Origin of the sequence: Exiguobacterium sp. SL-10, assembly GCF_004337025.1 — a bacterium.
Lineage (GTDB): Bacteria > Bacillota > Bacilli > Exiguobacteriales > Exiguobacteriaceae > Exiguobacterium.
Window position 1 is genome coordinate 115758 of sequence record NZ_SJUP01000007.1, and the last position, 22783, is coordinate 138540.

Consider the following 22783-nt stretch of genomic DNA (forward strand, 5'->3'; position numbering starts at 1 on the left):
TGGTCACCTCCTTCTTTATTTTCATTTTAAAGCAATATACCGTTGCCGACAAAAGAGAGCCTCTATCTAACGTGTCAAGAAAAGCGGGATGACCAAAAAACCGTAGCGGCAAGAGCCGGCTACGGTCATGAGCGAACGACAAGTCGTTCTTATAAGACAGGTTGCATCGTTTTCAACAACACTTCTGCTGAATGATGCATCTTCTGTTTCTCTTCTTCTGACAACTCGATCTCCACGACTTGACGGACACCTTGACGGTTAATAATCGCCGGTACACCGATGTGGATGTCGTTCAAGCCGTATTCACCATCTAAGTGTGCGCCGACCGTCAACAATGTGTTCTCGTTGCGGAGCACGGCTTTAACGAGACGGAGCAGACCGAGACCGATGGCGTAGTATGTCGCGCCTTTGCGCTCGATGATATGGTAAGCCGCGTCACGGACGTTGACGTAAATATCTTCGAGGTCTTCCCATGTGTACTCGTCGTTCTCTTCAAGCAATTGTTCAACCGATTTCCCGTAAATACGGGCGTTGCTCCAGGCCGCGAACTCGGTGTCACCATGCTCACCCATGATGTAGGCATGGCAGTTACGTGGATCGACGTTAAAGTAATCTCCGAGCATATAACGAAGACGTGACGTATCAAGCACCGTTCCTGAACCGAAGACACGGTGTTTCGGTAGACCTGAGTATTTCCAAGCCAAGTGTGTCATGATGTCGACCGGGTTCGATGCGATGATGATGATGCCGTCGAAACCAGACGCCATGATGTCCCCGATCATCGATTTCATGATTTTCGCGTTCTTCTCGACGAGATCAAGCCGTGTTTCACCTGGTTTTTGCGGAGCTCCAGCAGTGATGACGACGATATCTGCTGCACCACAGTCCGTGTACTCCCCTGCCCATACCCGCATCGGTGATGAGGCGAATGAGACCCCATGGTTCAAATCCATTGCTTCCCCTTCGGCTTTTGCTTTGTTGATATCGATAATGACGAGTTCCTCACAAAGACTAGCTGTCGTCAACTGGTACGCAAAGCTAGCACCGACCGCTCCGGCCCCGACAAGCGCGACGCGTGTTACTTTTGCATGATTTAATGTTTCCATATTGATTCTCCACCCTTCGAACAATCTGTTTCATGTTTTTGTTTTGTCTGTTACATAAAGATTGTAACATCATTCACAAACACTCACTACTAAGGAAACCGTTTTCACTTTGGCAATATTGTGACAATATTCACATTCATTTGAAACATCTTCACTGACTGTACTACCCTCATCGCAGCAAGAGGAAACTAATCGCCGCGGCCGAGGCAATCGCCAATATATTGACGGCATCATTGCCAAGAAAGCGCCAGCCTGACACGTATGACGTCGGCTCGTGATGATGGACTTTCTTCTCGGTCAGCTTGCCACACACTTGGCATCGAAACTTGCGTTGGACCGTCGCGCCAAGGAGTGTATCGACGACGCTCCCTGTCAGGCCGAGTGCAATCAACAATCCGGCGAACGCCAAGCTGATATCGATGAACGGTAGCGACGCGCCGATGATCAACGTCGCCCCAGCAATCGACATGAACGTCCCGAACAAAGACACCCCACCGCTCGTTCCCGGCTCGACTTCACGGAACGTCAAGACGGAGCGTGGTTTTTGTTTGGCGAGGACTCCAAACTCAGAGCCCCACGTATCGCTCGTCGCTGCCGCAATCGAAGCGATATACGCGAACAGCCAGGCATCGCTCGGAACAAGAATCATACCGAGCGCTGTCGCCATTCCGACGCCACCGTTGGCGAGAACTTGCACAAAGTCACGAGGGCCAGATTTCTCAACAATCTCATCGACCGGTTCTTTGTCGCGAGAACGGTATTTCGAGGCGAGCGATGATGTTGAAAAGAAGACACCGAGTAAATAGAGCCCGAACCAACCAAAGCCGTACCCGATGACCGTACCCGTCACGACCGTCAAGACGGCACCGGAGCGGGTCAAGGAACGCAGACGATAGCCGGCAAAAGCTACCAGGCAAGTTACAAGGAAGATTGCGAGCATAGAATCGTTTCCCTTTCCGTCACGATAAATTCGACAGGAATGTCGTGTGGCTCGATCGGAACCTCATCGAGCAGTTGGACATCATAGGCCAACGAGACGGTGACGCCTTCGTACGACGCTAAAAAACGATCGTAATAGCCACCACCCCAACCAATCCGATACCCGGACCGTTCAAAGACGCGTCCCGGGACAATACATACATCGATTGCCCGCGTCGTCGCGGACGTCGTCGGTTCTAAAATACCCATGACACCCGGCTCAAGGTCTTCGAACGAATGAATTTCATGGAACGTGAGTCCCTGTTTCGTAACTTTCGGCACGAACACCGATTTTCCTGCTTTCCATGCTGAACGGATGAGCGGGAGGGTATCGATTTCCAAATCGAGAGCGAGCGTGACGGCCACGGTGTTTGCCTCTCGCCAGACTTCTAGTCCGGTCAATGTATGTATGATGGCACGATCCCGGTCCGCCCGATCGCCGAGCCCAAGAATTTTTTGATGAACGCTTTGACGGAGCTGTTGTTTTTCAATCAATGGAATTCCCCCTTGTTCAAAAAAAAGGCCGCCACATGAGTGACGGCCAGTCTCATTATTTCACTTCGCGGTAAAGCGTGTGACGACGGAGACGTGGGTTGTATTTGCGCAATTCGAGGCGCTCTGGGTTGTTACGTTTGTTTTTCTTCGTGATGTACGTGCGATCGCCTGTTTCTGTGCAAGCTAGTGTGATTTTAACGCGCATTTCTTTCACTCCCATCTTACTGATGTTGTATCAAGTGCTTTTGCTTTACAGTCTAAGCATACTCAATTATCCTACCAAGTTTTATTTGAAAAAGCAAGGTTATTTCGTGTTCTTTTTCAAACGTTTCTGCCCGTATGGCGAAGCATCGAGCGGCAGGCAGGTTTTTACGTTATCGCCAATCGGATAGCGCATTCCGACTTCCTCGGTCGACAGTTGTTCGCAAATAAAGACCGTATCGGCTTCAGCGAGGATGCTGCTCTCGATTCGATGGATTGCGTCGAACAGTCCGCCGTGTCCATGCGGATTGCGGGTCGTTTCAAATGACAACATAGTTGAGTATAACGGAACTTGTAGTGCTTTCGCAAGTGAACGTGCCGCTGTAATCGTCATCCAATCAAATTGATGGATCGCTTTGAACACGACTTTCGAGCCAAGTTCATGTACGAGTTTGACATAAGCCACGTTTTGGGCCGCGACTTGGTTCATTACGTGCTCCAAGAACGGGCTTGTAAGGCGCACACGATACACGTGCACGTGGTTATGACGTTCATACTCGGGAAGACCTTCCTTGAACGGTGTCAAGACGTAGACGGTCTCCCCTTCCGCGGCTCGTGCCTCGACTTCGTCGATGACACGGCGACCCAGGTCACCGACGACGTTGCCAGTAAATTCTGGCGTCAAGACGAGAATGGCTTCATCCACTTGACCACGCTCTTCGGTCACATAAAAATCGTGAGGTGACAGGAACGTGTCGATGTCAATGTCCACGTCATCCAGGAACGGATACGCGCGATAATGATCAGCGAGCAACTCGTCTGATAGCTTGTCTTGGTAAAGCGCCGTCTCCAATTCAGCAAACAGGCGCGTATGCTCACGGAAGCGTTCCGCTGCATATTGGGCCGTCGTCTGGCCATCGAGGATGAACGCCCAGTCACTTGACACAGCGAGCACGTAATGGCGAACGAGTTGGATGAGCGCACGGTCGACGAGAGGCGACTTATGACGATAGTCGGCCACGTCTTTAACGAGTTGCGTCTCCATCATGTGTAAATGACGTAACATCCATTCGTTGCGCTCGTTGATCCAAACGTCGCCATAACCTTTACGTCCCCAGGTGTTCATGGATACGTGAACCGTCTCAAGGTCCTGGAAGTGGCGCTCGAGGAACAACGCAGGCGTGATCGTCTCGATTCCAAACTCTTCGAGTCGCTCGGCGACTTTTCCGAGGAACTCAGGACCTTCAAACCACCAGTGCCCGAACAACTCGGCATCGAACGGCGCCGTGACGAGAAACGGCGGGAACATTTGTCCACCGTGTGCCTCGAGGTGCCCTTCGAGCGTTTGCGCGAAATCGAGAGCGTGGTTGTCAATTTGATGCTCGGCCCAGGCACGCACGTAGAAATCTTTTTCGTCCGTGTCACCCGTGATGCGGTGCATCTTCAAACCCGTATCGAAGCGAATTCCTTCCGGGTGCATGAACGCCTGGATGTATTCCCAGTCCCGATCGTAGGCAAGGTCGCGATAGAATTCGCGATAGTCCGGATGACCCGGATAGCCAATCATCGAGCTCCAAATTTTCCCGGAGATAATTTGGTCACGCGGGAACAAGGCGACGCCATGCGGCGAATAGACTGGGGCGCCGATGCCTTTATCCGGTGTTGGATCGGCGTCGAGCAAGGCGTGCTCATCGACGAACGTATAACGAACGCCTTCCTCGTACAAGATGCGGTCGACACCTGGCGTGTAGGCGCACTCCGGCAACCAAATGCCGGTCGGCCGGAACCCGTAATGACGCTCGAAACAGTTCAGGCCTGTCCGAATTTCCGCGCGGGCGGCCTGATCGGTGTACAAGTGCGGGTTGAAGCCGTGCGTCGCCGTACACGTGATCATATCGATGAACCCTTGCTCCCGATATGTACGGAAGGCGTGGTTCAAATTCTTTTCCCAATGGAGGAACGTGTTTTTCAAGTCGAGGTAGCGCTGACGATAAAAATGAAGCGCATCGACTTCTGGCTCGCTCCGACCTTCGGCGAGCTCGATGTCAATCAATTCGAGCATCTCATCCAAATGTTCGACATAGCGATCTTGCACGAGCGGGTCGGCGAGCATCTCGACGACGGGTGGTGAGATGCTGACCGTCCAATGGAGCGGCTTTTGCAGACGGTCGACTTGCCATAGAATCGGGATATATGTCTCGGAGATGGCTTCATACACCCATCTCTCTTCTAAGCGGTGCTTCTCTTCATGTCTCACGTACGGAAGGTGGGCATGAAGGACGAGTGAAAAATAACCAGGTTTCATTTAAAAAATCCTCCTCAGCGCACGAATCGGTATGCGGAATATTTAGGTAATGTGTCGAGAAGTTCAGGAGACTCGACTTCTCCGTATTGCCAACGCCGCACCGGTTCGGCGAAACGACCGTGTCCAGCCGGCTCCGCACGTGGTGTATCGATTGGTGAGGATGCGAGTAACGGCAGAAACTCCCCTTCCATCGTCCGAATCCCGAACTCGAATACATATGTCGTGTTCGGATCGAGCGGTCGGACGAACCAACTGTTTGTCATCTCTGGCAATTCGAACGTATATGACCGGTTCGCATGTCCGCTCGCGTAATCGAGCAGCGTGATGTCAAGGATACGAAACGCTTTTGGTAAGTCTTCCCAAGGACGCATGAATTGCATCGACAGCGTCTCTTTGACACTGTCCGACACTTCCCAGAAGACGTAGACGGCGTTCGGCGATTGGACGACCGCATGCATCAAGTCTTGATCATAGCGGTCTGGGAGCTTCCAGAACCCTTCTGGACCTTTGTCAAGAAGCGGTGATTGGATTGGGTCCTCATGTTGCAGTGTCGAAGCGACCTGCTTCACAGATGAGGCGGGTACTTGCTTCAAGTTAGATGTCATTGCTTTCTTCGCTTTCTTCCCTTCGGTCTTTCGTTTTGGTGCAGCTACCGGCTTCGCCGGCTCCCCGTGTTGGGATCGCCATTTGCGCCAAGCGTATTGGACTTTCCCGATTGGCATATCTAATTGTTCTGCAATCTGTTTTAGCGTTAGTCCTTGTTGTTTCAAGGAAACGATTTTCTCTTCCATTTTATATGTGGCTCCCTTCTAAAAAAAATCCATGTGTTCTATTATTCGCCTCTAATCCGTGAATTCCTGCACAAAAAAAGTAAAGAACAACTGGTCTGTTGTTCTTTACCACTCTTCTTACTGATTTAAATCATAATGTTTCCCTTTTTCAAGGAAAATGAGGTGTTCACCGAAATTAGTCACGTGATCGCCCATCCGTTCTAAATAGCGGGCAATGTTCGAAAACTCATAAACGTCGTTCGTTCCAACAGTCATCGTTGGCACAGAGCTCATATATTGTTTGATTGTCTGCAAGTTCAACTCATCGATGACTCTGTCCATCTCGTTCAATTCACGTACTCGGCTGACCTCACCTTTTCGGTATGCACGTGTGGCGAGCTCGAGCATGTCGATCAACTGCTCGGCCATCTGCTTGAGCGGTTTGATATCGAGGACGTATGGGACATGCTCGATACGACCGACTGCTTTGGCAATGTTTGTCGCATAGTCTGCAATGCGCTCTAGGTCTGTTGCTGACTTCATTGTTACAATCAAGCGACGAAGATCGGTCGCGACCGGTTGCTGTTTCGCAATGAGTATAATCGCCTCATCGTTAATTTCGAGTTCTAAGTCATCAAGTTCGTTATCGTTGTCGATAACCATTTGGGCTAACTCGAGGTCACGCTTCTCAAGCACCTCGATAGCGGTAGCCGTCTGGCGCATCGTCAAGTTCGCCAGGCGAACGACTTTATCTTCTAGTTCGTTTAACTTCATATCAAAGAATGTGCGATTTTGTGCCATGATTGTCTCCCCTTCTTAACCGAACCGGCCAGAAATATAATCTTCAGTCCGTTTGTCCGTTGGATTCGAGAAGATCTTATCGGTCGCATCGAACTCGACAACTTCTCCGTTCAAGAAGAACGCTGTTTTATCCGATACACGAGCCGCTTGTTGCATGTTGTGTGTGACGATAATGATCGAGTACTGCTCTTTCAACTCCTGGACGAGCTCCTCGACTTTGAGAGTCGAGATTGGATCGAGCGCTGACGTCGGTTCATCCATGAGGATGACGTCTGGCTCGATGGCGAGCGTTCGGGCAATACAAAGTCGTTGCTGTTGACCACCCGAGAGGCCATACGCGTTCTCGTTCAAGCGATCTTTCACTTCGTCCCAGATGGCAGCGCCACGTAACGAGCGTTCGACAATTTCATCGAGCACTTTCTTGTTTTTGATGCCGTGTGTCCGCGGTCCGTAAGCGACATTATCATATACCGATTTCGGGAACGGGTTCGGCTGTTGGAACACCATTCCGACTGACGTACGGAGATCTTCGACTCTATAGTCACGGTTGAAGATGTTGCGTCCATGATACAAGATTTCACCATTCGTACGAACCGATGGCACGAGCTCGACCATCCGGTTCAACGTCTTGATGAACGTCGACTTCCCGCACCCGGACGGACCGATGATGGCCGTCACTTCGTTTTGCTTGATGTCGAGGTTGACGTCGATCAATGCCTGATCGTCGCCATACCATAAGTTCAAGTTGTTCACGACATAGGCACTGTCTTTTTGCATCACGGTCTCGTTCGGTTGGGTCGTCGTTGTATTCACTTCATGATCTCCTTTGAGTTCTTTTTGTTTCATCATCTCGAGAGTCCTCCTCGTTTACTGCTAAGACTTAATGTCGATTTGTATATTTATTGCGGATATAGATGGCAGCCGAGTTCATAATAATCAACATCGTCATCAAGACGATGATGCCGGCTGCGGCCAAGTTTTGGAATTCTGCTTGTGGACGGCTCGTCCAGTTATAAATTTGAATCGGGAGCGCCGTGAAGTCTGAGAACACACTGCTCGGCGTCGTTGAAATAAACGTCGCGGCACCGACCATGATCAGCGGAGCCGTCTCACCGATGGCACGTGATACGGCCAAAATAATCCCTGTAATAATCCCTGGAATGGCTGATGGCAAGACGACGTTGAACGTCGTCTGCCACTTCGAGGCACCGAGCGCGAGTGATGCATGGCGCAACTCCATCTTGACAGACCGGAGTGCTTCTTGCGACGCGACGATGACGATTGGCAAACTCATCAGTCCGAGCGTCAGAGCACCGGCCATAATTGAATTCCCGAGTTCCATGACCCGTACAAAAATTGTCAATCCGAGCAATCCGAATACGATGGATGGGACGCCCGCCAAGTTTGAGATGTTCACTTCGATAAATGAAGTGACACGGTTTTTTGGAGCATACTCTTCCAAATAGATGGCGGCACCGACACCGACGATGAACACCATCGGGACGATGAGTAGCATCAACCAAAACGTACCAACTAAGGCAGGATACAACCCGGCCTGTTCAGGACGACGCGACGGGAAGTTACGCAAGAAGTCGAGATTGACCCAACCTCCACCTTTGGAAATGACATCATAAATCAATGTCGATAAGACGAGTAGGGCGAAGACGAGCCCCGCCAAAAAGATGTATTTGAAAATCTCATTCAATTGAAGACGGCGTTTGATTCGTTGTGAAACCGAATCACGATCCATCAAGTTCTTCGTATTCTTGAACTCACTGTTCGGTAATGCCATATTAGTACTCCTCTCTGAAGCGGCGCGTCACCCAGTTGGCGAATAGGTTCATCACGAGAGTGAATACGAACAATAGCGCACCGACCGCATAGATACTGTAATATTCGATTGTCCCGTATCCGGCGTCGCCTTTGGCGATTTGGACAATATACGCCGTCATCGTCTGAATCGCGTTGAGCGGGTTGAACTCGAAGTTCGGCTGTGACCCACCGGCGATTGTCACAATCATCGTCTCACCAATGGCTCGGCTCATCCCGAGGACGATCGACGCGATAATCCCTGAGAGCGCAGCCGGCATAACGACTTTGATGGCAACTTCTAGACGTGTCGCACCAAGACCCAGTGCTCCGTCACGAATTTTCTTCGGCACGGCACTCATTGAGTCTTCCGAAATGGAGGCGATCATCGGGATAATCATAATCCCGACTACGATTCCTGGGCTAAGGGCGTTGTAGATTTGAAGACCCGGAATCAACGCTTGCAAAATCGGTGTAACGAATGACAAGGCGAAGAATCCAAAGACGATCGTCGGAACGCCCGCAAGCACTTCAAGGATCGGCTTCAAAATTGTACGAGCGCGTTCAGACGCATACTCGCTCAAGTAAATCGCCGATGCCAATCCGAGCGGGACGGCAACAATCATGGCAATCACAGTAATTTGAAGTGTCCCCATGACGAGTGCCCAGACGCCGAAACGTTGATCGGCACTAAGCGGGTACCATTCGGTCGAGCCTAAAAATTCGGCGACCGGCACGCGCTCGAAAAACTTGAACAGTTCAAAACCGAGTGTGAACGCGATTCCGACCGTCGTGACGACCGAAACGAATGCGCTCAAGAATAATAAGAACGGCATGACTTTATCAAACACGTTCGTCGTACTGTATTTCTTTTTCTTATTGGCTTCAATCATCTCTCGAATTGAAGGCCCATTGTTTGGTTGGTTCATCTCGTGTATCGCTCCCTACCTCTTCATACTAGAAAGCACGGCGAGAAGGCGAGAGCGACTCTCACCTTCTGCCTCCTGCGCTATTTACTCGCCAGCGATCTCGTCGATCACGTCAGCGTTCTCATCGTATCGTGCTTGTTCCATTCCGACATAACCGACTTCTTCTGAAAGGGCTGCTGCATTTTCATTCAAGAAGCGTGTGTAGTCAGCGACTTGCGGCTTATCTTTCAACGACGCGTTGTTCACGTATGTGTAAATCTCACGTGAGAGCGGGTATGAAAGGTCGTTGATTGTATCTGTCGTTGGCTCGATGCCTTCGACGTTCAAGGCGCGGAGCGTATCTTTGTTTTCAATATAGTACGCGAAACCGAAGAATCCGATTGCACCTTTCGTGCCGGCAACTCCTGTTACGAGGACGTTGTCGTCTTCTGATAACTGTGCATCTTCACGAATGTCTGTGTCGTCAAGGACCGCTTCGTTGAAGAAGTCATACGTTCCTGAGTCTTTACCAGGTGAGAAGAATGAAATCTCTTCATCCGGCCAGTCTGAACGTACATCTTTCCACGTTTTCACGTTTGAATCCGTCCACATTTTGTTGAGCTCATCGATCGTGATGTCTTGTGCCCAGTCGTTCTCTGGGTTGACGACGAGTGAGAGGCCATCAAGTGCTACTGCAAGTTGTGTGTACTCAACGCCGTTCTTCTCGGCCTCAGCCGCTTCTTCTTCTTTAATTTCACGCGATGCGTTCGAGAAGTCTGTTTCACCAGTTACGAAGCGTTTGAATCCGCCGCCCGTTCCTGAAACACCGACTGTGACTTCAACGTCTGGCTGTTCAGCTGAATACTCTTCAGCCACGGCTTCCATGATTGGGAATACGGTAGACGAACCGTCCATGACGACTTTACCTGAAAGTGCGTCCCCTTCGGCTGCGCCGTTTCCTTCTTCATTGTTTCCACACGCGGCACCGATGATGGCCACCGAAGTGATTGAAGCGACTAAAGCTGATTTTTTCATCCAAGACATTTCTGACGTCCTCCTTGAGTTTGCTTTGATTTGTGTTGTAGCTTGCTTGTTCTGTCCTACAATTAACATCCTAATAAACTACTATTAACGAGAAATAAACGGAACGTAAAAGAATTGTAAAGACGAAAAAAAGAAGTCACCGAAGTGACTTCTTTACTGGAGCTGTGCTTCTACATCTTCTAAATCAAAATACACTTTCATGATATCGTGGGCGACACGGGTATTGACGCCTTCTGCCTCGAGGCCTGGCATGATGATGGCCCAAGCGATCTCCGGGTCATCATACGGCGCCCAGCCGACGTGGTTCGAGTTGAGTGTCTTAATCGGTTCCCCGTTCGCATTGCGTTTTGCCTGGCCGTCCGGTCCTTCCGCGATGGCTTGGGCCGTCCCTGTCTTACCCGCCGCCGTCATTCCCGTCTGTTGCAAGATGCGCGACGTCCCGTCCTCGACCCCTTGACGGAACCCTTGACGAGCCCGCTGAAGAAATTCATCACGAATATCGACTTTATTGAGCGCGTTCGGTTGGAACGTGCTGACGACTTGTTTGTTCGATTCGTCAAGCGATCCGGGTTCGATGATTTCTTTTAACAAATGTGGTTGAATCCGGTAACCGCCATTCGCAAGTGTTGATGTGTACTGAGCAAGTTGAATCGGCGTATACGAAATATACTGACCGATCGACATGTCCATGAGGAGCGTGACACGGTCCGGGACACTGCGGAAACCAATCGACTCGTATGGAAGATCGATCCCCGTCTCGATACCGAGCCCGAACTGTTTGTAATAATGCTCCATTGTGTTGAACGCCTCGGTCACATTATCCCCGACGATTTGCCCAGTCGAGTAATAATCAGCGAGCCGAAGGGCGATTTGGAACATGTAAATGTTCGAGGACAATGCAAGCGCATCAAGGTCGTTGATATTCCCCATATTCCGGTACGACGATTTGAGCGACGATCCGATACGGATCGGCGTGTCGTAAATATATTCACCTGGTTGGATGACTTCCTCTTCCAGGCCAAACGCCACCGTCGCCCCTTTGATTGTCGAACCGATTTGGCTCGCACGAAGCACCGTACCGGTTGATACATCCTTAAATTCGTTTGTCTTCAAATCGAGTTCTTGTCCCGAGAGGGCGAGCAGTTCTCCCGTCTTCGGATTCATGACGACGACGAAGGCACGGTCGAAGTGCGGGCTGCCCGAACGACCGGCACGAATCGCCTTCTTCAAAATCTCATCCACTTCTTTTTGGAATTCGATGTCCGTCGACAAAATGATATCTTTCCCTGGATTACCGCTGACTCGAGTCGGTTCTCCGACCGGCTCTCCTTTATATGTCGTGAACACGTCATAAGCCGGGGTACCGCGAAGGATTTCTTCATATTGTTGTTCGAGATAAGACGTGCCGACCCTGTCGTTCAAGCCGTACCCTTTTGCTTGATACGAGGCACGTTGTTCGGCCGGGATTTGACGATAACTTCCAAGGAAGCTCTGGAACGTCTCTCCGAACGGGTAGTCCCGCTGGTAATAAGGTTCGACGCTGACGCCAGGGAGCAATTCCAAATTTTCTTCGATCAATGCCATCTCTTTCGGAGATGCTCCGATTTTTATGACTTGCGGATCGAGCGCGTAGCCCGACTCCATATTATGCTTGATCGCGATGATTTCTTCGGTCGCATCATCGAACGTGATCTCTGCTTCCGTAATCGAATCAAGCAACAATTGATCGACGTCTTGGTTGGATAGAGCGGCCCGTTCTTCTTCCGGGAGATCGGCCAACAGTTTCTGGACGCGTTCTTGTGAGCGTTCAGGATCGATGGCAATCCAATAATCCTTACGGTCACGTTCCGTCACTTTTCGATCCTTCTCTGGAACGTCGACGATGTCAGCGAGTTTGATGGCGACATCGAGTCGCTCTTCCGTCTTCGTCACTTGAGAGCGACGATACATGACCGAGTAGTTTGAAATCGTGTCGGCGAGCACTTGGCCGTTCCGGTCGTAAATCTTGCCGCGCGGCACCTCATATTTTATTTTACTCGATTCCGTCTTCTGCACTTCCCGGGCAATCAACTCTCCGTTGACGATTTGAACGACACCTAAACGAAAAATGAGCGTCGCAAATAAAATGAAGACGATAAAGAACAGTAAGTTCAATCGTAAAGGCAAGTGGTTGCGCCGTTTCTTCGGCACTTTCACACGGTGTCTGGCCAATTCAGTTGTCTCCTTCCTGATTCGTTTCTTCTATAAGTATAGGTGACATATATGTCGATGATCTTTCTATTTTTAGACTCGATTTTCACTATATCATAATTTGTTTACAAATTAATGAAATGTAGAAAAAATCCCGAGATTCATGAGAATCCCGGGACAGTGTCATTATTTTGCGTCGGCGTAGAGCTTCGCGACGTAATCCCAGTCGATGACATGGAAGAACGCTTGGATATAATCCGGACGACGGTTTTGGTAGTTCAAGTAGTACGCATGCTCCCAAACGTCAAGACCAAGGATTGGCTGAACGCCTTCCATGATCGGTGAATCTTGGTTTGGTGTCGATGTGACTTCGAGCTTACCATTTTTCACGACGAGCCAAGCCCAACCAGAGCCGAAGCGAGTCGTTGCCGCTTTCGTGAACTCGTCTTTGAAGGCATCGAAGCTGCCGAACGCTTCGTCGATGGCAGAAGCGAGTTCGCCTGTCGGTGCGCCGTTCTCATTTTTCTTCAACAATTTCCAGAAGAATGAGTGGTTCCAATGACCGCCACCGTTGTTGCGGACCGCTGTTTGAATGTCAGCAGGAAGTGAATCGAGATTTTGAAGCAACTCTTCGAGTGAAGAGTAGTTCACGTCTTTTCCTTCGAGTGCATTGTTCACGTTCGTGACGTAAGTGTTGTGGTGTTTCGTGTGGTGGATTTCCATCGTGCGTGCGTCAATGTGTGGTTCAAGTGCATCGTATGCGTAATCAAGTTGTGGTAATTCAAATTTAGCCATAACTAAAATCCCCCTTAAAATTGGTTTGAACAACGTTCGTTCTAAATGTAACAGATTTGTGACGGCTGACTCAATTGTAATGCTTCACTCGACGTCTTGTTCTGGCAACGCCCATACCGAAATCGACCCTGCCGCCACTTTAAATACCCCTTTTCCGTCTTCATCAATCTCGACGACCTCATCGACGGTCTGGGTCAAATCGACCCATTTCTCACCGGCTCGATGTTCACCGACGAACATCTGTTTCTCCGCTTCGTCGTTATTCGAGATAATGACGGCACAACCTGAACGCTCGATCTCCTCGCTACCGTGTCGGACCCAGCCGATGACGTGCTCGTTATCGAAGTAGTCGTCTTGTTGGCCATAGGCTTTTTCGCGTCGGGCGTAAAGAAGCGGGTCGATGGCCGATTTTTTACCTTCGGCTGGATGCGGGCCGTTGATGCCGTAGTAATCGCCGTAAAAGACACATGGATAACCGTCTTGGCGGAGCAAAATCAGACCGTAAGCACTCTGCTTGAACCAATCTTCGACCCATGACTCAAGCGCCTCGGCAGGTTGTGAATCATGGTTATCAACGAACGTCACCGAGTGAAGCGGGTGGGACTGGACGAGTGTATCATCGAAAATTGTCCGCAAATCGAACGACGCCCCTTCAATCGAAGCCCGTTGCAAGTTGTAGTGGAGCGGTACGTCGAACAGATCGACGTGGTAGTCAATGTTGTCTAAAAACTCACGACATGATTCGAGTTCAGACTTCCAAAACTCACCGACCAAGTAGAAATTCTCGCCTTTTTCGGCTTTCATCGTCTGACTGAATTCTTTGACGAAATCATAGTTGATGTGTTTGATCGCATCGAGACGGAAACCGTCACACTTCGTCTCCTCGATGAACCACTTGCCCCAGCTGAGCACTTCTTCTCGCACTTCCGGGTGATGATAGTCGATATTGGCGAACATTAAATAATCATAGACGCCAAACTCATCGTCGACGTTATCGTTCCACTTTTTATTCTCACCTAAGATGAAGAAGATGCCGCTCTTGTCGTTCGCAGCGTCATAATCCGTCCCGTTGAAATGATGGAAGTTCCATTTAAACGATGAATATTTATCATTTCGTTCTTTATAATCAAACTTCGTCCATCCTTCAATCTCGAACGGCTCTTCCGACAATACGTTCGTCCGGTCTTCCGGGTCGACTTCTAACACGTCAAACTTCTCGGTCGCATCGGCGCCTGCTTTATGGTTTAAAACGACATCCATATAGACTTGCATCCCAAGCTCTTGGGCGTGTTTCGTCGCTTCGAGCAATTCTTGCTTCGTTCCATATTTGGTGGCGACCGTTCCTTTTTGGTCAAACTCGCCTAAATCATACAAATCATAGACACCATATCCCGTATCCTCATCACTTTGACCTTTTGTGACCGGTGGCAACCAAAGTGCGGTGATTCCTGCTTCTTTCAATTCAGAAGCACGTTCTTTCAATCGCTTCCAATGCTTTTGGTCAGCCGGGACATGCCATTCAAAAAATTGCATCATCGTATGATTTCGTTCCATCTCGCTTCGCCTCATTTCATATTTTTCAAAAAACAAAATGCTAACGGATATTTACCCATGACTTCGGATTTGAAAACTAAAAATGAAAACAAAAAAACAGCTTTCATCTGAAAGCTGTTCACAAATGGACCCTGTAGGACTTGAACCTACGACCGGACGGTTATGAGCCGTCTGCTCTAACCAGCTGAGCTAAGGGTCCTAATTGGTAGCGGCGGAGGGAGTCGAACCCACGACCTCACGGGTATGAACCGTACGCTCTAGCCAGCTGAGCTACACCGCCACGTTGTTATACAGTAATAATATACTGAATGTAGGCGTCACTGTCAATCAAAAGTCACATCTAACCAAAAAGTCCCTCTGGCTCATTTGAGCCAGAGGGACCGTTCGATTACACGATTCCTTCGTTTGCATCTTCAAGCGTTATTTCTGTGATGTTCATGGCGTGGTCACCGATCCGCTCCAAGTTTGAAAGCATATCGACGAAGAACATCCCCGCTTGACCGTCACACTCGCCTGTATTCAAGCGGACGACGTGGTTTTTACGGAATTGACGTTCAAGCATATCGAGTTTCGCTTCCATCTCGATGACTTGACGTGCTTCGACCATATCTCCGCTCGCAAGCGTCTGAAGCGATTTCTCGAGCGTGGCACGTGTCAAATCGTACATCTCTGTCAACTCTTTTTGCGCTCCGGCCGAGAGTGTGATGCGCGTTGCCGTCTTATAGTCAATCAACTCGATGATATTCTCAACGTGATCACCGATTCGTTCGATGTCGTTGATGGCATGCATGAGTGTCTTGTGTTCTTGTGATTCTTGTTCTGTCAAATCGACAGCGGCAAGTTTCACGAGATAGTCTGTAATTTTAGCATTCAATGAGTTGAGCGCGTCTTCAATGTGCGCCGACTTCTCAGCATGTTTCTTATCGCCAGTTGTCAAATAGTTACGAGCCTCGTCAAGGCCAAGTTTCGCAAAGTCGCCCATGCGGATGACTTCATATTTAGCTTGTTCGACAGCGATTGACGGTGACTGTTGGATGAAGATTGGATCCAAATGTTGTGCTTTTGTATCGACAATTGAATCTTCACCTGGTACGAACTTCGTCACGATCCATGCGATCGTTCCGATGAACCAGAACTGGATGAACGTGTTGACGACGTTGAACGTCCCGTGAGCGAAAGCGATCTGCATCTTGTCTTCGATTGCTAAGAGATCTGTGATCCAGTAAATATATTGCGTGAACGGAATCAACAAGATCATGAAGATCGTTGTTCCGATCAAGTTAAAGATAACGTGGGCAGCGGCTGCACGACGGGCCGCGACCGAAGCACCAATCGAAGCAAGAATCGCCGTGATCGTCGTCCCGATGTTATCCCCGAATAAGACCGGGAGTGCGGCGTCGAGTTGAATCGAGCCACCGGCATACAACTCTTGCAAAATCCCGATCGTTGCTGATGACGATTGAACGATGACCGTGAAGACCGTACCGACGACGACGCCGAGGAACGGGTTGTCACTCATCGATTGCGTCAAATCGATGAAGTATTCGCTCGAGCGAAGCGGCTTCATACCACTTCCCATGAGTTCAAGACCGTAGAACAGCATCCCGAAACCGAAGAAGATTTGACCTAAATGTTGCAACTTCTCTTTTTTGAAGAAGAAAAGGAGAACCGCACCGATAGCGATAATCGGCAACGCGTAAGCGCCGACATCGAAACCAATGATAAACGCGGTTACTGTCGTCCCGATGTTCGCCCCCATGATGACCCCGATTGCTTGACGGAGCGTCATGAAGCCGGCGCTGACGAGACCGACCGTGATGACCGTTGTACCTGACGATGATTGAATCAAGACCGTTACAATGATCCCGGCTAGTACTCCGAGGAACGGATTCGATGTATACTTATCAAGGATGTCGCGCAGGCGGTTACCTGCTGACTTTTGAAGGCCGTCTCCCATCGACTTGATACCGAAGAGGAAGATCCCTAATCCTCCAAAAAACATGAATAACATTTCTTGCAAATTGTATTCCACGATTTTTGTACTCCTTTTGATTATGAATTAGTTGTGTTTGCTTGGTTTTTTATTGCCCTACTCATTATGCCCGCATCCCCCATTCGATGTAAACAGGTTTAATGTTAAGGTTTTATTAAACCACTGTATGAATTATGTGTGTTTTTCGATTTTTGTACTATAACAGATAGGGGTTTGATTTTATGTTCCAAACGACGTCACAGTTTCTACGCCACACCCTGTACCCGACCAAGCAAGCGTTACGCCTTCGCCTTGCCCCGCTCCACGCCTATATGTTGGCAAGTCTCGTCTTGACGGTTGTGGTCACGTTGCTCGATTACATCGTATTACAGCCCGATTTCTTTTGGCCGATGTGGATGTTTTTACATGGCTTCGCCATCTTCTTCTTCTATATGGTGTTCGTCGCGCTCAGTGCCCTTCTCGTCCAACTCTTCACAAAATGGCGCACGAAGAACAAATGGCCGTATCGACAGGCTTGGCCGTATGCGGTCGCGATGACGATGATCCCAGTCCTCTTCCTCGTCATCTTGTACCATGCTGCTCCTCCATTGACTTGGCTCGGTGTTCTCTTGTCATTCGTTTACTTGATTGTTCCGTTGCGTCACATCCCCATCAAATTGAAGTCATCAAAAAAGCCGGATCACGCGCGCATGCGTTGAACCGGCTTTTTCTTATAGGGTCGGGGCCAAATCAGATAATACGGTTTGAAGCCGTTGACTTTGGTTGCCCAAGTCGACCCCTGCGCCTTGTAACGTCTGTTGCACGTCCGACCAACCCTCGACGCCCTCATATAATTCGTCTAATTTACGTTCGAGTGCCACACCGACTTCTTTTAATTGCTCATTTGCTTCCGCCATATGTAGTAATTGATGTCCCGTGGCGGTCGTTTGCTCGGTGATGGATTGGAACTGCGTCATTTGCCTTCTCACTTCATAATCGATTGTTTCAATCCCGCCTTCAACACGGTGCAACGTCTCACCCAAATAAACGATATCCTCTTCGAAGTGCTTCATCTCATTAAATATCTCGGCACGCTCCAAGCGAATGGCTTCAATCGCAGCTACGGCTGATAGTGTCGACTCATTCGTGATTTTCGCCAACTGTCCGACCTCATGGGCGACGACGGCAAATCCTTTCCCATGTTCCCCAGCTCGCGCCGCTTCAATCGAGGCATTGAGTGCCAACATCTTCGTCGCCGCCGCAACGGACAAAATCTTCTGAAGTGCGTCATCCGCCTGTTCAGACGTTGCTTCACTTTCTAATAACCGGTTTTGAACCGCACTCGCTTTTCTTGCGAATCGCTCGCTTGCACCTTTGACGGTCGAGAATGATTCAATCTCTGTCCTGATCGTCTGTTTCAACGCCTCGGCCCGCTGATCAACCGAACTAATCTCTTGTTCGAGCGAACGGACGTGTTCTGCCAAATCTGTAAAGCGATGCGTCGATTCGTTCGTGAATGACTGATATGACTGACTCGTCGACGCGACCGTTGCGGCAACTTGTTTGAATCCAGTCACTTGCTGTTGATTTGCTTCCAGTTGTCGCATAAATACAGGAAGGCTCGATTCAAAAGCGGTCGACGTCTCGAGCATTGTCATCAACGAACGTTTCCATAGCCCGATAAACGTATTGTATTCTCGTTCCAAACTTCTCATCTCAAATGATTTTGCGTGAAGTTCGACCTCTGAGAACGAACGCGTGGCGACTGACTCGCGAAGCCGTACTACAAATGCCGTCAACGGTTTGAGCTCTCGTCGGATCATGAACGAGAATAAACCGATCATCATGACGAGCATGATGGAGATGGCGACGAGGACGAGTTCTCTCAAATTCCACATCGTGCCGAGCACCGATTGTTTGGTGACGACAATCGCATAATGGGCTTTCAACTCGGGAATCGGTGCCGTGACGATAAACACGTCTTTTTGTTCGCTCACACTCACATCGTTCGATATGATGTCGTCGATACGATTCATGAACCGATCCTCGACTTGTCGACCGCTCAATTGCTCGATTTCTGTGTCGCGCAATAAATATTGACTGGCTTCTAGACCATCCCCTGATAAAATAGAAGCCTGTTGCATATACATCGACTTCAACGCCCGGTTCAACACTTTTTCATTCGCGACGTACGCTCCATATGTCGTCTTGACCGTCTCTCGGACGACGGTTGCTTCACGATGTAGCCGTTTCTCAACTTCGCTCGTCAACAACTGCTCCGCTTTCAAAGCGAACCATCCGAACACAGTTAAAAAAAGGGCGAGCATGACCGGCATCAACGTCCACAGCAAGCGACGGCTCATCGTCCTCTCCTTCTGTTGATTCCTACTCCATATTCGTTTCAATCGTTCAAACATTATACATTCCACCTTTTCAGACGTCATTTCTCTGAATATATCGGTCTTCAGACGGTGGAAAATTATAAAGCATCTGTTAAGATAACGTTAGCGTTTTGTAAGAGCACACCGATCAAGCGCTTGCCGGGTGCTTTTTTACAAACATTTCGTTATGATAATAAGGAAACCACTCATCTTAAATCGATTGGAACCTTTCCAAAAGAAGGAGATTACGTATATGTCAGAAATTTTGCATCGTTCATTAACCCGTCCGATCCGTGTCGGCAACCTCATCATCGGTGGATCCAACGAAGTCGTCATCCAGTCGATGACGACAACGAAAACCCATGACGTTGAAGCGACTGTCGCTGAGATTTTGCGCCTTGAAGAAGCGGGCTGCCAAGTCGTCCGCGTCGCTTGTCCGGATGAGCGCGCGGCTGACGCCCTCGCTGAGATTAAGAGCCGCATCAACATCCCGCTCGTCGTCGATATTCACTTCGACTATAAACTAGCGCTTAAAGCCATCGAGAGCGGTGTCGATAAGATTCGCATCAACCCGGGTAACATCGGTCGTCGTGAGAAAGTCGAAGCGGTCGTCAACGCCGCTAAGGCGAAAGGCATCCCGATCCGCATCGGTGTCAACGCCGGCTCACTCGAAAAGCAATTCCTTGAGAAGTATGGTTATCCGACAGCCCAAGGAATGGTCGAGAGTGCCATGCATCACGTTAAAATCTTAGAAGACCTCGGCTTCTATAATACGATTATCTCGCTCAAGGCGTCTGACGTAAACTTAGCCCTCGAAGCATACACGCTCGCGGCCAAGACGTTCGACTACCCGCTCCACGTCGGGATCACTGAATCAGGCCCGCTCTTCTCGGGGTCACTCAAGTCAGCGGCCGGTCTCGGGGCAATCCTTTCGCTCGGAATCGGTTCGACCGTTCGCGTCTCGCTATCTGACGACCCGGTCGAGGAAATCAAAGTCGCCAAAGAAGTGCTCAAATCGTTCGGTCTCGCGGCCAACGCGGCGACGCTCATCTCGTGCCCGACATGCGGCCGCATCGAAATCGATTTGATTTCGATCGCGAAAGAAGTCGAAGAGTATATCCAAAACATTAACGTCAACATCAAAGTCGCTGTCCTTGGCTGTGCGGTCAACGGACCGGGTGAAGCACGCGAAGCCGATATCGGCATCGCCGGTGCCCGTAACGAAGGCTTACTCTTCCGTCACGGGAAAATCATCCGTAAAGTGCCGGAAGCTACGATGGTCGAAGAGTTGAAAAAAGAAATCGACGCTATCGTCGCCGAAAAATTGGCGGCTCGTGAACTTGAAGAGCAAGAGCTCGCCAACCAATCCAACTAATCCTTCGCCCGCTCGGTTGCAACCGAGCGGGCTTTTGGTACAATAGGGGTTATGAGCAAGGAGGGACGAAGATGCACATTGGAATTGACCTCGACGGAACCGTCACGGATCCGCAAAGTTGTTTTCATTATATGAATGAGGCACTCGGATACGCGATCGACTTTCACCAGGCGACCGAATACGAGTTGCATACGTATACAGATATGACACAAGAAGCGTTTTGGCGTTTCATGATCGAACAAGGGCACGAGGAAGCGATTTATCGTCGCTCACTTCCGCATTCTGAAGTGAACGCCGTCTTATGGAGCATGCGTCAGGACCATCGCATTCATTACGTCACGGCCCGGAGCGAGGCCGTACGCGCCGTTACCGAGGAGTGGATTCGACAGCATGAGCTCCCACTCGACTCCCTCATCATGACAGGGAGCCATGACAAGGTCGGTGTCGTCAAACAACTCGATCTCGATCTGTTCATGGAAGACCGCTACGAGAATGCGATTTCCATCCACGAGCAGACGTCGATCCCGGTGCTGTTGTTCGATGCCCCGTATAATCGGAAACCGCTACCGACCGGTGTCAAGCGAATCTCGTCTTGGAACGAGGCCCAGCATATGGTGCGCCACTTGGCGACGACGAATTCAATCACCATTTAAAAAAGAGGAATCCCGAGTGGATTCCTCTTTTTTAAATGCGTCCGATTGCTTCGATGACATCAGTCGCAAGCACGCTCGCGGGATGCATCTGTTGGCTCGCCTCACGTGCCGCGAGCGCATGCCAAAGCACCGCTTGTTCGTTCGGGCAGGTTTCGGTTTTGATTCGGTCTGTCCTTGCCCAAAGTGCGAGCAACATCCCAGTCAGCACATCGCCGCTCCCACCTTTTGAGAGTGCCGCGGCCTCGACCGTATTGACCGCTCCCGTCCCGTCTGGTTTCACAATAAGCGTATGCGTCCCTTTCAGGATAAGATGAATCCCGTGTTGGCGTGCGAAGTCTGACGCGATACGGAACCGATCTGCTTCAATCTCGGCGACAGATCGCCCCGTCAAACGAGCGAACTCCCCCGGATGCGGCGTCAACGTGAGCGGTCCACTTGCCTCGAGGTGGCTCGTCGTCAAGGCGCCTGCATCGACGATGAGCGGCTTTGATTGACGGTGGACGGTTTGCCATAGTCGGTCCAATCGTTCATCATCGACGAGGCCTGGCCCAATCGCTGTGGCCGAATATTCCTTGTCTGGTACTTCATCCATGCCATAATACATCGCCTCCGGTAAGCTCGAGGCCATGATATTCGCTTCCTGCGGGATGGCCAAATCAAGTAAACCTAGCCCGGTCCGAAGCGCCGATCGAGCCGCCAAGAACGGGGCACCGATCAAATGGCGACTCCCACCAATTAAACGACCGTGTCCATACGTATTTTTATGACTGTACAAATCCCGCTCGAGCAGGGCGCGATCAAAATCTGAAGCCGTCAACACGCGCCATGTTGACGTGTGTGGTAGCCCGATATCGATGACCTCGACCGTACCGTAATAGGAAGCGGTCCGTTTTAAAAAAGCGCTCCGTTTATGGCCGTGGAGCGAAAACGTCATGTTCGCCTCAACCGCGTGTCCGTCAAAGTTGATTGCGTCGTCACTCGGAACACCGGACGGGACATCAACGGCCACGATAGGCGCTTGTTGCTCACGCATCCATGAGATGACCTCTCTTGCCGTTCCAGTGACTGGCCCATGAAAGCCTACCCCGAATAAGGCATCGATGACGTGATCGGCATCATATGGCTCATGAGTGACCGTAACGAACCCTCGCGCGTACGTCGCGTGCTGTTTCGCCTCGTCCGACTTTGGATTGCCGAACGGGGCATAAACGGAGACCGTATAACCTCTCTGCGCCAATTCCCGTGCTATGACCCAACCGTCTCCTCCGTTATTACCAGCACCACAGACGACGAGGACGGACGATTGTGGCGGGAAGATCAGACGCGCCGCTACAGCTGACGCTGCCCGTTCCATCAAGACATCCGCCGGCATCCCTTTCCGGAGCGCCGCCTCATCGGCCTGCTTAATCTCGGTTGCTGTGTAAATCATCTCGACTCCCCTCTCCT

At 50.2% G+C, this 22783-nt stretch carries 20 protein-coding genes and 2 tRNA genes; 3 read left to right on the forward strand and 19 right to left on the reverse strand.

Annotation, left to right across the window (positions count from 1 at the left end; translation table 11 throughout):
* Nucleotides 1-149 precede the first annotated feature (149 nt).
* The 17 genes from EVJ33_RS09780 to EVJ33_RS09860 form a co-directional block, all read right to left on the reverse strand.
* A complete protein-coding gene (locus tag EVJ33_RS09780) occupies nucleotides 150-1106 on the reverse strand; it encodes an L-lactate dehydrogenase (RefSeq protein WP_131436649.1) in 957 nt (318 codons plus the stop codon).
* Between the two features lie 169 nt (nucleotides 1107-1275).
* The gene (locus EVJ33_RS09785) at nucleotides 1276-2046 is read right to left on the reverse strand and encodes a DUF92 domain-containing protein (RefSeq protein WP_131436651.1); all 771 of its coding nucleotides are present in this window, start codon (nucleotides 2044-2046) and stop codon (nucleotides 1276-1278) included.
* On the reverse strand, nucleotides 2025-2579 hold the full coding sequence (locus EVJ33_RS09790) for a 5-formyltetrahydrofolate cyclo-ligase (protein WP_161566927.1): 555 nt from the start codon (nucleotides 2577-2579) through the stop codon (nucleotides 2025-2027). Before EVJ33_RS09790 ends, EVJ33_RS09785 begins: the two co-directional genes overlap by 22 nt.
* 55 nt (nucleotides 2580-2634) lie before the next feature.
* Nucleotides 2635-2799, reverse strand: coding sequence for a 50S ribosomal protein L33 (rpmG, locus tag EVJ33_RS09795; RefSeq protein WP_255313299.1), 165 nt, complete (start codon nucleotides 2797-2799; stop codon nucleotides 2635-2637).
* Between the two features lie 84 nt (nucleotides 2800-2883).
* Nucleotides 2884-5085 (reverse strand): glycoside hydrolase family 57 protein, encoded by a 2202-nt coding sequence (locus EVJ33_RS09800; protein WP_131436655.1) that lies wholly within the window; start codon nucleotides 5083-5085, stop codon nucleotides 2884-2886.
* A gap of 14 nt (nucleotides 5086-5099) precedes the next feature.
* Nucleotides 5100-5876 (reverse strand): DUF4912 domain-containing protein, encoded by a 777-nt coding sequence (locus tag EVJ33_RS09805; RefSeq protein ID WP_131436657.1) that lies wholly within the window; start codon nucleotides 5874-5876, stop codon nucleotides 5100-5102.
* 117 nt (nucleotides 5877-5993) lie between these two features.
* The gene (gene phoU, locus EVJ33_RS09810) at nucleotides 5994-6656 is read right to left on the reverse strand and encodes a phosphate signaling complex protein PhoU (RefSeq protein ID WP_131436659.1); all 663 of its coding nucleotides are present in this window, start codon (nucleotides 6654-6656) and stop codon (nucleotides 5994-5996) included.
* Between the two features lie 15 nt (nucleotides 6657-6671).
* Nucleotides 6672-7433 carry a phosphate ABC transporter ATP-binding protein PstB gene (pstB, locus tag EVJ33_RS09815; protein ID WP_236634595.1) on the reverse strand — a complete coding sequence of 254 codons (762 nt, stop codon included), beginning with the start codon at nucleotides 7431-7433 and terminating at the stop codon, nucleotides 6672-6674.
* Between the two features lie 103 nt (nucleotides 7434-7536).
* Nucleotides 7537-8448, reverse strand: coding sequence for a phosphate ABC transporter permease PstA (gene pstA / locus EVJ33_RS09820; RefSeq protein WP_131436663.1), 912 nt, complete (start codon nucleotides 8446-8448; stop codon nucleotides 7537-7539).
* A 1-nt stretch (nucleotide 8449) separates the two neighbouring features.
* On the reverse strand, nucleotides 8450-9394 hold the full coding sequence (pstC, locus tag EVJ33_RS09825; protein ID WP_131436665.1) for a phosphate ABC transporter permease subunit PstC: 945 nt from the start codon (nucleotides 9392-9394) through the stop codon (nucleotides 8450-8452).
* A gap of 84 nt (nucleotides 9395-9478) precedes the next feature.
* Complete coding sequence (locus tag EVJ33_RS09830; protein ID WP_131436667.1) at nucleotides 9479-10417, reverse strand: PstS family phosphate ABC transporter substrate-binding protein; 939 nt, start codon at nucleotides 10415-10417, stop codon at nucleotides 9479-9481.
* Nucleotides 10418-10570: 153 nt separating this feature from the next.
* Nucleotides 10571-12628 carry a peptidoglycan D,D-transpeptidase FtsI family protein gene (locus EVJ33_RS09835; RefSeq protein WP_201739694.1) on the reverse strand — a complete coding sequence of 686 codons (2058 nt, stop codon included), beginning with the start codon at nucleotides 12626-12628 and terminating at the stop codon, nucleotides 10571-10573.
* Between the two features lie 165 nt (nucleotides 12629-12793).
* The gene (locus tag EVJ33_RS09840; RefSeq protein WP_128122266.1) at nucleotides 12794-13402 is read right to left on the reverse strand and encodes a superoxide dismutase; all 609 of its coding nucleotides are present in this window, start codon (nucleotides 13400-13402) and stop codon (nucleotides 12794-12796) included.
* A gap of 84 nt (nucleotides 13403-13486) precedes the next feature.
* Nucleotides 13487-14956 carry an alpha-amylase gene (locus EVJ33_RS09845; RefSeq protein ID WP_131436669.1) on the reverse strand — a complete coding sequence of 490 codons (1470 nt, stop codon included), beginning with the start codon at nucleotides 14954-14956 and terminating at the stop codon, nucleotides 13487-13489.
* A gap of 125 nt (nucleotides 14957-15081) precedes the next feature.
* A tRNA-Ile gene (locus tag EVJ33_RS09850) sits at nucleotides 15082-15155 on the reverse strand.
* Between the two features lie 4 nt (nucleotides 15156-15159).
* A tRNA-Met gene (locus tag EVJ33_RS09855) sits at nucleotides 15160-15236 on the reverse strand.
* Nucleotides 15237-15344: 108 nt separating this feature from the next.
* Nucleotides 15345-16988, reverse strand: coding sequence for a Na/Pi cotransporter family protein (locus tag EVJ33_RS09860; protein ID WP_131436671.1), 1644 nt, complete (start codon nucleotides 16986-16988; stop codon nucleotides 15345-15347).
* Between the two features lie 182 nt (nucleotides 16989-17170).
* Between EVJ33_RS09860 and EVJ33_RS09865 the strand changes: the two genes are divergently transcribed.
* Nucleotides 17171-17647, forward strand: coding sequence for a hypothetical protein (locus EVJ33_RS09865; RefSeq protein WP_236634592.1), 477 nt, complete (start codon nucleotides 17171-17173; stop codon nucleotides 17645-17647).
* A gap of 12 nt (nucleotides 17648-17659) precedes the next feature.
* Here the strand turns inward: EVJ33_RS09865 and EVJ33_RS09870 are convergent, their stop codons facing one another.
* Nucleotides 17660-19291 carry a methyl-accepting chemotaxis protein gene (locus tag EVJ33_RS09870; RefSeq protein ID WP_236634593.1) on the reverse strand — a complete coding sequence of 544 codons (1632 nt, stop codon included), beginning with the start codon at nucleotides 19289-19291 and terminating at the stop codon, nucleotides 17660-17662.
* A gap of 271 nt (nucleotides 19292-19562) precedes the next feature.
* Here EVJ33_RS09870 and ispG point away from each other — a divergent pair, with 271 nt between their 5' ends.
* On the forward strand, nucleotides 19563-20684 hold the full coding sequence (gene ispG / locus EVJ33_RS09875) for a flavodoxin-dependent (E)-4-hydroxy-3-methylbut-2-enyl-diphosphate synthase (protein ID WP_021065716.1): 1122 nt from the start codon (nucleotides 19563-19565) through the stop codon (nucleotides 20682-20684).
* A 71-nt stretch (nucleotides 20685-20755) separates the two neighbouring features.
* On the forward strand, nucleotides 20756-21337 hold the full coding sequence (locus EVJ33_RS09880) for a 5' nucleotidase, NT5C type (protein WP_131436675.1): 582 nt from the start codon (nucleotides 20756-20758) through the stop codon (nucleotides 21335-21337).
* Nucleotides 21338-21368: 31 nt separating this feature from the next.
* Here EVJ33_RS09880 and EVJ33_RS09885 read toward each other — a convergent pair whose 3' ends face one another.
* Nucleotides 21369-22766 carry an NAD(P)H-hydrate dehydratase gene (locus EVJ33_RS09885; RefSeq protein WP_131436677.1) on the reverse strand — a complete coding sequence of 466 codons (1398 nt, stop codon included), beginning with the start codon at nucleotides 22764-22766 and terminating at the stop codon, nucleotides 21369-21371.
* Nucleotides 22767-22783: the final 17 nt, after the last annotated feature.

Bases quoted from the DNA above. Each gene is read 5' to 3' on its own strand.
- EVJ33_RS09805 (WP_131436657.1), bottom strand. From the start codon at position 5,876: ATGGAAGAGAAAATCGTTTCCTTGAAACAACAAGGACTAACGCTAAAA.
- ispG (WP_021065716.1), top strand. From the start codon at position 19,563: ATGTCAGAAATTTTGCATCGTTCATTAACCCGTCCGATCCGTGTCGGC.
- rpmG (WP_255313299.1), bottom strand. From the start codon at position 2,799: ATGGGAGTGAAAGAAATGCGCGTTAAAATCACACTAGCTTGCACAGAA.
- EVJ33_RS09840 (WP_128122266.1), bottom strand. From the start codon at position 13,402: ATGGCTAAATTTGAATTACCACAACTTGATTACGCATACGATGCACTT.
- pstA (WP_131436663.1), bottom strand. From the start codon at position 8,448: ATGGCATTACCGAACAGTGAGTTCAAGAATACGAAGAACTTGATGGAT.
- EVJ33_RS09800 (WP_131436655.1), bottom strand. From the start codon at position 5,085: ATGAAACCTGGTTATTTTTCACTCGTCCTTCATGCCCACCTTCCGTAC.
- EVJ33_RS09785 (WP_131436651.1), bottom strand. From the start codon at position 2,046: ATGCTCGCAATCTTCCTTGTAACTTGCCTGGTAGCTTTTGCCGGCTAT.
- EVJ33_RS09845 (WP_131436669.1), bottom strand. From the start codon at position 14,956: ATGGAACGAAATCATACGATGATGCAATTTTTTGAATGGCATGTCCCG.
- EVJ33_RS09865 (WP_236634592.1), top strand. From the start codon at position 17,171: ATGTTCCAAACGACGTCACAGTTTCTACGCCACACCCTGTACCCGACC.
- EVJ33_RS09885 (WP_131436677.1), bottom strand. From the start codon at position 22,766: ATGATTTACACAGCAACCGAGATTAAGCAGGCCGATGAGGCGGCGCTC.
- EVJ33_RS09880 (WP_131436675.1), top strand. From the start codon at position 20,756: ATGCACATTGGAATTGACCTCGACGGAACCGTCACGGATCCGCAAAGT.
- EVJ33_RS09780 (WP_131436649.1), bottom strand. From the start codon at position 1,106: ATGGAAACATTAAATCATGCAAAAGTAACACGCGTCGCGCTTGTCGGG.
- pstC (WP_131436665.1), bottom strand. From the start codon at position 9,394: ATGAACCAACCAAACAATGGGCCTTCAATTCGAGAGATGATTGAAGCC.
- phoU (WP_131436659.1), bottom strand. From the start codon at position 6,656: ATGGCACAAAATCGCACATTCTTTGATATGAAGTTAAACGAACTAGAA.
- pstB (WP_236634595.1), bottom strand. From the start codon at position 7,433: ATGCAAAAAGACAGTGCCTATGTCGTGAACAACTTGAACTTATGGTAT.
- EVJ33_RS09830 (WP_131436667.1), bottom strand. From the start codon at position 10,417: ATGTCTTGGATGAAAAAATCAGCTTTAGTCGCTTCAATCACTTCGGTG.
- EVJ33_RS09870 (WP_236634593.1), bottom strand. From the start codon at position 19,291: ATGAGCCGTCGCTTGCTGTGGACGTTGATGCCGGTCATGCTCGCCCTT.